General features: G+C 65.3%; 7 protein-coding genes. 3 read left to right on the forward strand and 4 right to left on the reverse strand.

Features of this window, described 5'->3' with window-relative positions; genetic code table 11:
• The first annotated feature begins 20 nt into the window (after positions 1-20).
• From AX702_RS03800 to AX702_RS03810, 3 genes are all read left to right on the forward strand, one after another.
• A complete protein-coding gene (locus AX702_RS03800; RefSeq protein WP_066776335.1) occupies positions 21-2828 on the forward strand; it encodes a TonB-dependent receptor in 2808 nt (935 codons plus the stop codon).
• Entirely contained in the window at positions 2828-4222 is a 1395-nt protein-coding gene (locus AX702_RS03805) for a purple acid phosphatase family protein (RefSeq protein ID WP_066776336.1), read from the forward strand. Before AX702_RS03800 ends, AX702_RS03805 begins: the two co-directional genes overlap by 1 nt.
• A 135-nt stretch (positions 4223-4357) precedes the next feature.
• The gene (locus AX702_RS03810) at positions 4358-5095 is read left to right on the forward strand and encodes an HAD family hydrolase (protein WP_066776338.1); all 738 of its coding nucleotides are present in this window, start codon (positions 4358-4360) and stop codon (positions 5093-5095) included.
• 109 nt (positions 5096-5204) lie between these two features.
• On the opposite strand, the gene AX702_RS03815 is transcribed toward AX702_RS03810, so the two are convergent.
• From AX702_RS03815 to AX702_RS03830, 4 genes are all read right to left on the reverse strand, one after another.
• On the reverse strand, positions 5205-7025 hold the full coding sequence (locus AX702_RS03815; RefSeq protein WP_066776340.1) for a DUF885 domain-containing protein: 1821 nt from the start codon (positions 7023-7025) through the stop codon (positions 5205-5207).
• 117 nt (positions 7026-7142) lie between these two features.
• Complete coding sequence (locus AX702_RS03820) at positions 7143-8111, reverse strand: L,D-transpeptidase (RefSeq protein ID WP_231731716.1); 969 nt, start codon at positions 8109-8111, stop codon at positions 7143-7145.
• 76 nt (positions 8112-8187) lie between these two features.
• A complete protein-coding gene (gene odhB / locus AX702_RS03825; RefSeq protein WP_066776343.1) occupies positions 8188-9441 on the reverse strand; it encodes a 2-oxoglutarate dehydrogenase complex dihydrolipoyllysine-residue succinyltransferase in 1254 nt (417 codons plus the stop codon).
• Between the two features lie 164 nt (positions 9442-9605).
• Positions 9606-12309, reverse strand: a 2704-nt coding sequence (locus tag AX702_RS03830) for a 2-oxoglutarate dehydrogenase E1 component (protein WP_066776350.1), incomplete at its 5' end; no start/stop codon positions are given.

A 12309-nucleotide genomic window follows, 5' to 3' on the forward strand; every position in this document is an offset into this window, starting at 1 on the left:
CAATCCCGAGGGGGGAACCAATGTCTAGACAGATGGCGCGCGTGCGCCTTCTGGTCGGCGCGGCTTTGCTGTGCGCGCCCGCCGTCGCTTACGCTGGCCAAGTGACCGGTACCGTGTCCGACGCAAGCGGCACGCGCACCTTGCCCAGCGCCCAGGTGACGATCGTGGAGCTTGGTCGCACCGTCGAAGCGGATAGTGCGGGCCGGTTCCGCTTCCCCAATGTGCCCGCCGGCAATTACACGCTGCGCGTGCGGTACACCGGCGCGGAGATCGTCGACACGGCGATCGCGGTGGATGAAAGCGGCGAGCTGACCCAGAACGTGGCGGTGGGCGAGCCGGGAGACATTCTGGTCAACGGTCAGCGCGCCAACCTTGCCAGCTCGCTCAGCCGCCAGCGCGGCGCGGACGGGGTGGAAAGCGTCCTGACGCGGGATGCCATCGGCCAGTTCCCCGACCAGAATGTCGCGGAATCGGTGCGCCGAGCGCCGGGCGTCAACGTGCTCAACGATCAGGGCGAGGGGCGCTTCGTCGCCGTGCGCGGCCTTGATCCCAGCCTCAACGCCGCCTCGCTCAATGGTGTGCGTGTTCCCGCACCGGAAGCCGGCACCCGCTCTGTGGCGCTGGACGTCGTCGCTTCCGAACTGATCGAATCGATCGAGATCAAGAAGTCGCTGACGCCGGACATGGATGCCGATACGATCGGCGCCTCGGTGGAGATCAACACCACCAGCGCCTTTGATCGGAAGAGGGATCTGATCGCGGCATCGATCGAAGGATCGTTCAACGATTATTCGGGCGAAGTGACGCCCAAGGGCAGCGTCAACTTTTCCAAGAGGATCGCCGACAATTTCGGCATTTCGGGCGGCGCGTCCTACTATCTGCGCAAGTTCGAGACCGACAATGTCGAGATGGACGGATGGAACGAGCCGGGCTTTGCCGAAACGGTGGAATATCGCGACTATGACGTGCGCCGCCTGCGCACCGGTGGATCGCTGTCGCTCGACTGGCAGCCGGTGGACTCCACGCGGCTGTACGCGCGCGGCATCTACAACCGCTTTTCGGACCAGGAGGATCGGCGGCGGCTGATCTTCGAAGTGGAGGATGCGCTTGTCTCCACCACGGGAACGAGCGCCTCGTTCAGCAGCGATCAGAGCGAGGATGCCCGCGTCCGTGTCGAGCGGGATCTGAAGGATCGGTTCGAGAAGCAGATCATCCAGAGCTATCAGGTTGGTGGTGAGACCAACACAGGGCCCTGGCGCCTGCAATATGCGGCGGCCTGGTCACGCGCGTCGGAGCGGGAGAACGGCTCGATAGATCCGATCGCCTTCCGCCGCGATTTCGAGAATGGCGACGACCTGACCGTCGACTTCGATTATTCCAACTATCTGGTGCCGCGCTACAGCGTGGGCGGCAGCGGCAGCGAGGATTTCGCCGATCCTGCCGCCTATGAGTTCAAAGCGTTTGATCGAACGACGCTCAGCCGGTCGGTCGACAAGGAATGGAACTTCCGCACCGACATCACCCGCAGCTTCGCGCTGCCGACGGGCAGCTTCGACGTCCAGTTCGGCGGCAAGGCGCGGTTGCGCAAGAAGGACTATGACCTCGACGTCGACACGTTCGACGGCTTTGATGGTGATTTCACGCTTGCCGACGTGCTGGGAACGCAGACCTATCGCCTGGCCGATCTTGGCCCGGTCGTGGCCAAGAAGGGCGAGCGCGGGTTCCTTGACAGCAACCTCGCCGGCTTCGAACTGAATACGCTGGACAGCGGGTTCAATTCCGCCGCCGAGGATTATTCGGTCAAGGAGGACATCTATTCCGGCTACATCCTCGGGCGATATCAGGCCGGCCCGCTACGCCTGATCGGGGGCGTGCGCATGGAGCACACGAAGAACGACATCCGCGGCAACACGGTGACGCTCGACGGGGACGAGGAAACCGTGGTGGTGGATCCGACGCGGGTTCGTCGCAGCTATACCGACTGGCTGCCCAGCGCCGTGCTTCGCTACGAAGCGACGAATGACCTGGTCCTGCGTCTTGGCGGGTTCAAGAGCCTGGTGCGACCGAGCATCGGCCAGCTTGCGCCCCGCTTCGCGATCGAGCGCGACGGCGACGATCTGGAAGGGGCGTTCGGCAATCCGGACCTGAAGCCGTATCGCGCCTGGAACCTCGACGTCGGCGCGGAATGGTATTTTGCGAAGTCGAGCGTGCTTCAGGCCGGTTTCTTCTACAAGGACATCGACGATTACATCACCACGGTGACGTTCGAGGAAGACGACGCACCGTACAATGGCGTCTATCGCGGCATCGCCTTTACCGAAGCGGACATCCCGCTGAACATGGGCAAGGCGAAGATCCGCGGCTTCGAGGTCGGCTATTCGCAGGCCTATTCGATGCTGCCCGCGCCGTGGGACGGCCTGCTGACCAATTTCAACTATACCTTCACCGATGCGGACGGGCAGACGTTCGACGGTGACACCGGTGATCTCCGCGACATTCCGCTGCCGGCGTCGTCGCGTCATACGTTCAATGCGGTGCTCGGCTATGAAAAGGGCCCGGTCAGCGTCCGTCTGGCCGGCACCTTCCGAGACAAATACCTCGATGAAGTGCAGGCCGTGGCGCTGGAGGACCGATATGTGCGCGAGCATTTCCAGCTGGACGCCAGCGCCCGCTATCGCATCACGCCGAATTTCCAGATCTTCGGTGAGTGGGTGAACATCAACAACGCGAAATATGTCGCTTATCAGAATGGGCCGGTGTCGCGCCGCCTGCTGCAGTATGAGGAATATTCCTACACGCTGAAATTCGGCATTCGAGGAAATTTCTGATGCGCGCACTGCTGCTCGCCGCCGCTGCCCTTCTCGCCGTGCCCGCGGGCGCGCAGGAGGGCACGGCACCGATCCCGCGCACGCCGGGCACGCCTTATGCGCCGCGTTCCATCCCGGACCGGATCGTGTTGACGGCCGGGGCCGATCCTGGGCGCGAGATGGCGGTGGCGTTCCGCACCGATCGCGCACAGGCCAGCGCGGAGGCGCAGATCGTGCTGGCCGTGGACGGGCCGACACTGGAGCGCGACGCAAGAACCGTCAGCGGCACCAGCCGGTCGATCGACAGCGCCAATGGCGCCGCCAACTATCATCAGGTGCGCTTCGCCGGGCTGGAGCCGGATCGGGTTTATGCCTATCGCGTGAAGGGCGCGGCCGGCTGGACCGAATGGTTCCAGTTCCGCACCGCGGCGGCGACGTTCAAGCCGTTCCGCTTCCTCTATCTGGGCGACACGCAGAACGGCATCCTCACTTATGCCTCGCGGGTCATTCGGGAGGGCTTCTCCCAAGGAAAGATCGCGCTGACCGTTCATGCCGGCGATCTCGCCGCACAGCGCGACGATCTCGACCATGACGACGAATGGGGCGAGTGGAACCAGGCGGGCGGCTATAACTACAGCCAGGTTCCGCAACTGCCCGCGACCGGCAATCACGAATATGTCGATGTGCTGCTGCCGGGCGGCAAGGAAAGCCGCAAGCTGGGGCCTTACTGGCCGCTGCAATTCGCACTGCCGGCGAACGGCGTCGATCCGGTGAAGGCGACGACCTATTTCGTGGACTATCAGGGCGTCCGCTTCATCATCCTGGACGGCACGGCGGCGCTCGACCTCGGCGCGCTGGACGCACAGACCAAGTGGCTTGATGCGACGCTGGCGGCGAGCCGGGCGACGTGGAACGTGGTGCTGTTTCACCAGCCGATCTTCACCTGCGCTCGGCCAAAGGACACCGCGGTGCTGAAGGCGGCGTGGAAGCCCGTATTCGAGCGGCGCAAAGTGGATCTGGTGCTGCAGGGCCACGACCATTGCTACAGCCGCCTGACCGCCGAGGCAGGTCGCGACGCCGCCAGCGCTGCTCGTGCCAAAGGCGCGCCGCAAGGGCCGGTGTACCTCGTTTCCGTCACGGGATCGAAGATGTACGGCCTGAACGATCGTGCGCTGAAGCAGCCCGACCGGGTGGCCGAAGCGACCGAGCTGTTCCAGATCGTGGACGTGGAGCAGGGCAGGCTGGTGTTCCGCACCTATACCGCCAGCGGCATGCTGTACGACGGGTTCGATCTGGTGCGCGGTGCCGATGGCGCCAACCGGCTGGTCGAGGTGAGCGACCGTCTTCCCACCATCCGCACGTGCAAGGGCGCCGTCGGGCCCGATGGCGGCGCGTGCGTGGCACGGGACAAGTAAGCTACTGGCAAGAACAGGGCGGGTCGGCAGCTTCTGCCTGATCCGCCCCGCTGGCGGTGCGCGTGGGCGAGATGTCCGCGAGCCACCCGCCAACTTAGCCGTGGCTCGCCCGCTTGGCGGCAATTACAGCAGGGCATGGCCATAAAGCTCATTCTGCTCGATGCTGACGACACGCTCTGGCACAATATGCGGCATTTCGAAGCTGCCGAGCGGGCGTTCGCCGAGATGATCGCGACGTTCGCCGATGCCGGCATCGCTCGCGCCACGCTGTCCGCCGTGGAGGAGCGCAATCTCAAGCACTACGGCTATGGCGCGAAGAGCTTCACGCTGTCGATGATCGAGGCAGCGGTGGAGCTGGGGGGCAATGCGCTGCCGGTGGAAAGTATCGCCAGGATCCTGGAAACCGGACGCGACCTGCTGCGCCACCCGGTCGACCTGCTCGACGGTGTAGGCGAGACGATCGAGAAGCTGGCGGAGATTGGTGAACTCGTCCTGCTGACCAAGGGCGATCTACTGCATCAGGAGACGAAGCTCGCCGCCTCCGGGCTCGGCAGCTATTTCCGCGCGGTGGAAATTGTCAGCGACAAGACGGTCGGCACCTTCCGCCGCCTGATCGAGCGGCATGGGGTCTCTCCGATGGAGGCGATCATGGCGGGAGATTCGCTGCGTTCGGATATCAACCCCGCGCTGGAGGCGGGCGCCTGGGCGGCGTTCGTGCCGCAGCCGAACGCGTGGAGCCACGAACATGCGCCAGAGCCCGTCAGCGAGCCGCGTTACCGCCGGCTGTCATCGCTGAGCGACTTGCCCCGCCTGATCGCCGCGATCAACGGCGTGGAGGATGGCGAGATCCAGGGCGGTTTTCAGGCGGCATAAACACCGCCGCCGCTTCGCCCCAAGCTGTTGCGGCTTCGCCCGACCCAGGTAGCGCCCGTGAAGCGGCGATGGTCGAAAAGCCGGCCGAATGCACGGCCGGCTCTCCGGCTCAGCCGCGCTTGGCCGCGATGTAGCGCGTTACCTGCTCATCCAGCAGATCGAGCGGCAATGCGCCCTGGCTTAACACCGCCTCGTGGAACTCGCGGATGTCGAAGCGGCCACCCAGCTCGCGTTGCGCACGGATGCGCAGCTCCACGATCTTCTGCTGTCCGACCATGTAGCTGGTCGCCTGACCCGGCCAGTTGAAATAACGGTCAACCTCTCGCGCGATGTCCGTGTCGGAAACCGAGCTGTTGTTCTTGAAATAGGCGATCGCCTGATCGCGGGTCCAGCGCTTGGAATGGATGCCCGTATCAAGCACCAGCCGGATCGCGCGCCACACCTGGAGCGAAAGCATCCCGAAGCGGGTGTAGGGATCCTTATACACGCCCATCTCGTCGCCGAGCCGCTCGGTATAGAGGCCCCAGCCTTCCATATAGGCGCCATAGCCGCCGAACTTGCGGAACTTGGGAATGCCCGTCAGTTCCATCTGGCGGGCGATCTGGAAATGGTGCCCCGGCGCGCCTTCATGAACGGAGATGCCGGCGACCTGCACCTTCTGCGTCTGGTTCATGTCAACCAGATTGACGTAATAGATGCCTGGCCGCGTGCCATCGGCGGAAGGCGAATTGTAGAAGGCGGTGGACGCCGTACCCTCGCGCCACTTTTCCACGGCGCGAACCTCCAGCGGCGCCTTGGGAAGCACGCTGAAATAGCGCGGCGCCAGCGTCATGACCTCCGCGATCACGGCGCGCGCGTCGGCAAGATATTGTTCGCGGCCGGCTTCCGTGTTCGGATACTTCAGCTTCGGATCGGTGCGGATATGGTCAAAGAACTGTTCCAGCGTCCCTGAGAAGCCGACCTGGCGCTTGATCGCCTCCATCTCCTGACGGATTGCCGCCACCTGCTGCAAACCGATCTGATGGATCTGATCCGCCGTCAGGTTGGTGGTGGTCGAGCTCTTCAGGCGATCTTCGTAATAAGCGGCGCCGTCCGGAAGGCTCCACACGCCGAAATTGCCCTTCGACTTGGGCTCGATCTCATCCAGCGCGACGAGCAGCACGTCATAGCCCCGCTTGAACGGCCCGGTGAGCGCCGCCTGCGCCTCCGCGAGAAGCTTCTGCTTGGTTGCGTCCGGCGCATCGAGCGCCGCCACCTTCTTGCGGAAATCCGCCATCACGGTCGAGTCCGGTCCGCCATCGAACGGCGCGCCGGTGATCACCTTGCGCGCATCGTTGCGGGCGGGCGCGAAGTTCACCTTGTTCGGGATGATGCCGGCGGTGGCCTGCTCGCGCATGGTGGCCGCCACTTCGCGCATCACGCGCTCCGTATCGCGCAGCCGGCCGACATAGGCCTTGGCATCCGCCACACTCTCAACCTTGTGGTTGTTGATCAACAGCACCGGGATGTCGCCGGCCGGGCTGCCGTTCGTCGACACGGGGAAGCGATGCTTGCGGAAGCGGAAGGACTCGCGACCGCGCTCCACCTCATATTCGAACAGGCGGTAGCTGACGCGCGCACTTTCACCGAGTTGCTCCGGCTTGAAGCGCGCCTTCATCTCCTTGAGCTGACGCTCCGATAGATCGCGCGATCGCAGGGCAGCGGCGTCGGTATAATCGTCAAGCCGATCATAGTTCGTCTTGAAGCCAAGCTGGGTCTGCGATTCCGGGCTGAGGGCGAGCTGCGCATCATAGGCAGCGTCCAGGAATTGCAGCAGCGCCGCATCCTGCTGGCCGGCGGGCGCCGAGACGGGCGCCTGAGCGGGCGCGGCGCCCTGCACCAGCGGCAGCATCGGCAACAGCATCAGGGCAAGGGTACGGCGCATCGACATCTCCTAAAACTATCCGCCTGTTACGACATGAGCCGTGGCGCGCAATGCCGATGAGTGCGGCGGATGGCAGGAGGAGCGTGGCCGCCGGCGCGCGGGCGAAGCGCGGGACGGGAGCGTTTATTCCGGATCGGTGACCAGCACCGCCAGTTTGCTGCCCGTGCCGCTGGTCGCCAGCGTCTCACGCGTGACAAGCATCGTCGTGCCCGGCGTCAGAACCGTTTCCAGCTTGGCGCGGAAGGCATCGGGCACATGGCCCTTGCTGCGATCATCTGCCGTCAGCTCGCCCGTCGCCTGAGGTCCGCCGCCGGGCAGCGGCAAGCGCAGCCAGTGCGGACCGGCATCGTCGACCGCTTTCAGTGTAAAGGCCTGGGTCGTCGTGATCGGTTCGTGCAGCACAAGGGTGGCCGACCCGATCTGCTTGCCGTTGCGCAGCACCACCATGCGCCGATCGCGTCCGCTCACGATGATCGACACGGGCCCGGTGGGGGCGCGTTCGGGATTCCAGCTGTAGTGCGTGGGGCTGGCGTGCTGGTCGGCCGCGGGCGCCTTCATCGGGTTCGCGGCGGGCGACACCTCCGGCACGAGTGCGTCGTCGGTGATCACCACCGTCAGCCCGAGCCTGGTCACGCCGTAGAGAAGCTTTGCGAACCCCATCGGCAGGCGGATGCAGCCGTGACTGGCCGGATAGCCGGGAAGCGAGCCGGCATGGAGGGCGATGCCGTCCCACGTGAGCCGCTGCATGTAGGGCATGGGGGCGTTGTTGTAGGTGCTGGAGTGGTGGTCGACATCCTTTTGCAGGATGGTGAAGACGCCGGTCGGCGTCTTGTGGCCCGGCTTGCCGGAGGAAACGGTGCTGACGCCAATCGGCACCCCGTTGCGATAGACGTAGGCGCGCTGCGTCTCCAGGCTGATGATCATCGTCACCGGCCCGGCCGGCGCGATTTGCGGCGCCCAGAGGAATTCGCCGGGCTTCAGTCGTTCGATCGCGCCCGGCTCCATGAGGGGGGCGGTCGATTGAGCGGCGGCGGGGGCGGCGAGTGCCAGAGCAGCGGAAGCGAGCAGCGGCGCAAGGAGACGCATCGACATGCCGCAAACATAAACTCCCGCCGGCGCAGGCGCCAGCGGGAGTAAGACCCTAGTCAGGCGGGCATAGCCGGCCGGATCAGAGGTCGATCAGGATACGGGTCGGATCCTCGATCGCATTCTTCAGCGCCACGAGGAAGGTCACCGCCTCGCGGCCGTCGATCAGGCGGTGATCGTAGGACAGCGCGAGGTACATCATCGGGCGCACGACGACCTGGCCGTTGACCACCACCGGGCGGTCCTCGATGCGGTGCAGGCCGAGGACGGCGCTCTGCGGCGGGTTGATGATCGGGGTCGACATCAGCGAGCCGAACACGCCGCCGTTGGAGATGGTGAAGGTGCCGCCCTTCATCTCGTCCATCTTCAGCGTGCCTTCCTTCGCGCGCTTGCCGAAATCGCCGATCGTCTTCTCGATGCCGGCGACCGACAGGTCCTGAGCATCGCGGATCACCGGCACGACGAGGCCGCCGGGCGACGACACCGCGACCGAGATGTCGGCATAATCGTGATAGATGATCTCGTCGCCCTCGATCGAGGCATTGACCGACGGGATGTCCTTCAACGCCATGGTCGCGGCCTTCACGAAGAAGCCCATGAAGCCGAGGCGGACGCCGTGCTTCTTCTCGAACAGATCCTTGTACTTGGCGCGCGCCTCGATCACCGCGCTCATATCGACGTCGTTGAACGTCGTCAGCATGGCGGCGGTGTTCTGCGCCTCCTTCAGGCGCTTGGCGATCGTCTGGCGCAGGCGCGTCATGCGCACGCGCTCTTCCTTGCGGCCGGTGGAGGCCGCAACCGACGGGGTCGGCGTGGCAGCGGGTGCGGCCGGCGCGGCAGCGGGGCGCGACGAGGCGGCGGCGGCGACATCATCCTTGGTGATGCGGCCGTCGCGTCCAGTGCCCTTGATGGTCGCCGGGTCGACGCCATGCTCCAGCACCGCGCGGCGAACCGACGGGCTGAGCGCGGCGGGTGCGTTGCTGTCGGTCGGCGTGGCGCCGTGGTTGCCGTAACCGCCAGCCGCGGGGGCAGGGGCCTCCGCCTTCGGGCTCTCGGTTGCAGCCGGCTGCGGCGCGGGCGTCGCGGCGGGGGCGCCGTCACCGGCCTCCACCGTCGCGATCATCGCGCCGACCTGCACCGTATCGCCCACGGCAACGGCGTGCTGGCCCATCACGCCAGCGACCGGGCTCGGCACCTCGACCGACACCTTGTCGGTCTCGAGGCTGGCGATCGGCTCATCGGCGGCGACCTTGTCGCCGGGCTGCTTCAGCCATTCGCCGAGCGTCGCTTCAGTGATCGATTCGCCCAGCGTGGGGACCAGAACTTCGGTTGCCATTCCCGTTTCCTTCTATCCCGGCAAAGGCCGGGGCCCAATTACGAAGCGTCCGATTGGAGATCGCTCCGCGTGGTTACATCCGTGCCGCAACCGGACCCGGCCTTGAGTACCTATCAAAGTATCACTCTGATGGGACCCTCCGCCGGGGTGGTTGCGTGTGGAACTTACGCGCCTGCCTTGCCGGCCTTCTTGATCGTCTCCGCGCCGCGAGTGCGGCGGATTTCCTCGCGCACGCTGTGGCCGAGCGCATCGGCGATCAGCGCGCCCTGTTCGGCCTGGTGGCGCTTCATCAGGCCGGTTGCCGGCGAGGCGGCCGCTGCCCGACCGGCGTAGCGCGGCCGCTTCACCGCACAGCCCGCTTCACCCAGCGCTTCCTCGATGAACGGCTCAACGAAGAACCAATAGCCATTGTTGCGCGGTTCTTCCTGTGCCCAGACTACGTCCTCCAGGTTCGGCATGCGCGCGATCCGCTTGGCCAAAGCCTCGGTCGGGAAGGGATAGAGCTGCTCGATGCGGACAATCTGAGTGTTCTCGTCACCCGCCGCGTCGCGCGCCTCGATCAGGTCGTAGGAGACCTTGCCGGTGCACAGGACCAGGCGCTTCGTGGCCTCGTCTGCCGACCCGTTGGTGTCGGAGAGGATGCGGCGGAAGTGCGAGTCACCCAGGAAGTCCGCCGCCGTCGACACCGCCAGCTTGTGACGCAGCAGCGACTTCGGGGTCATCACGATCAGCGGCTTGCGGAACGGACGGTGCATCTGCCGGCGCAGCAGGTGGAAGTAGTTCGCCGGCGTGGTGCAGTTCGCGACCTGGATATTGTCCTGCGCGCACAGCTGGAGGAAGCGCTCGGGGCGTGCGGAGCTATGCTCCGGACCCTGGCCCTCATAACCGTGCGGCAGCAGCATCACCAGGCCGTTGGCGCGCAGCCACTTGGCTTCACCGCTCGCGATGAACTGGTCGATCATGATCTGCGCGCCGTTGACGAAGTCGCCGAACTGCGCCTCCCACATCACCAGCGTCTTCGGATCGGCCAGCGCATAGCCGTACTCGAAGCCGAGCACGCCATATTCCGACAGCGGGCTGTCGAGCACCTCGAAGTGTCCGTGCTCGATGTTCCACAGCGGCACGTAGCGCTTCTCGGTGTTCTGATCGACCCACACGGCATGCCGCTGCGAGAAGGTGCCGCGGCCAGAATCCTGCCCGGACAGACGCACGCCATAGCCTTCCGACAGAAGGCTGCCGAAGGCGAGCGCCTCGCCGGTCGCCCAGTCGAAACTCTCGCCCGTCGCGAACATGTTGCGCTTGGCATCAAGCACGCGTGCCAGCGTCTTGTGGATGGCGAGATCGTCGGGAACCGTGGTCAGCGTCCGGCCGATTGAATCGAACAGCTTCTGCTCGATGCCGGTGTCCACGCTGCGGCGCGAGGTTTCCGGATCGGCGGGCGCGTGCAGGCCCGACCAGCGACCGGAGAACCAGTCCGCCTTGTTCGGCTTGTAATTGGCCCCGGCCTCGAACTCACCTTCCAGAACGGTGGTGAACTGCTTGACGTTGTCGTCCATCCACGCCTGATCGACGACGCCCTGCTCGACAAGGCGCTTGCCGTAGATCTCGCTCACCGGCGGGTGGCTGCGGATCGCCTTGTACATCAGCGGCTGGGTGAAGCCCGGCTCGTCGCCCTCGTTGTGGCCGAAGCGGCGATAGCACCACATGTCGATCACGACGTCGCGGTGGAACTTCTGGCGGAACTCGATCGCCATCTTGGTGGCGAAGGTGACCGCCTCGGGATCGTCCCCATTGACGTGGAAGACCGGCGCCTGGACGCCTTTGGCCACATCCGACGGATAGGGCGAGGAGCGCGCGAACTGCGGGCTGGTCGTGAAGCCGATCTGGTTGTTGATCACAAAGTGGACGCAGCCGCCGGTGTTGTAGCCGCGGATCCCGGAGAAGCCGAAGCATTCCCACACGATGCCCTGGCCAGCGAAAGCAGCGTCGCCGTGGATCAGCACGGGGAGCGACTTGGAATGATCGTCCAGATCGTTGGCGATCGTCTGGATCGCGCGGATCTTGCCGAGCACCACCGGATCGGCCGCCTCGAGGTGCGACGGGTTGGCGACCAGCGACATGTGAACCTTCACCCCGTCGAACTCGCGGTCGGTGGAGGTGCCGAGGTGGTATTTCACGTCGCCCGAACCGCCGATGTCGTCGGGGTGCGCGGACCCGCCGGCGAACTCGTGGAAGATCACGCGCAGCGGCTTGCCCATGACGTTGGCGAGCACGTTCAGGCGGCCGCGATGGGCCATGCCGAAGACGATCTCGTTCACGCCGGCCGCGCCGCCGTATTTGATGACGCTTTCGAGCGCCGGGATCATCGCCTCACCACCGTCTAGGCCGAACCGCTTCGTGCCGACATATTTGCGGCCGAGGAACTTCTCCCACTGCTCCGCCTCGATGACCTTGTTCAGGATCGCCTTCTTGCCCTGGGCAGTGAATTCGATCGCCTTGTCCTTGCCCTCCATGCGCTCCTGGAGGAAGCGGCGCTCCTCGACATCGGCGATGTGCATATATTCCAGCCCGACATTGCCGCAGTAATTGGCGCGCAGGATGTCGACCACCTCGCGGATGGTCGCCCATTGCAGGCCAAGCGTGCCGCCCATGTAGACCGGGCGATCTATGTCGGAGTCGGTGAAGCCGTGATATTCGGTGCGCAGGTCGGCCGGCAGCTCGCGCTGGGTGTTGAGGCCGAGTGGGTCGAGATTGGCAGCCAGATGGCCGCGCACGCGATAGGTGCGTACCAGCAGCTGCGCACGGATCGCGTCGCCCGCAGCGCGGACGATCTCGTCCTGCGAGGGGGCGGGGGCAGGAGCTGCCGAC

Source organism: Sphingomonas sp. CCH5-D11 (genome assembly GCF_001557395.1).
Classification (GTDB): domain Bacteria; phylum Pseudomonadota; class Alphaproteobacteria; order Sphingomonadales; family Sphingomonadaceae; genus Sphingomonas.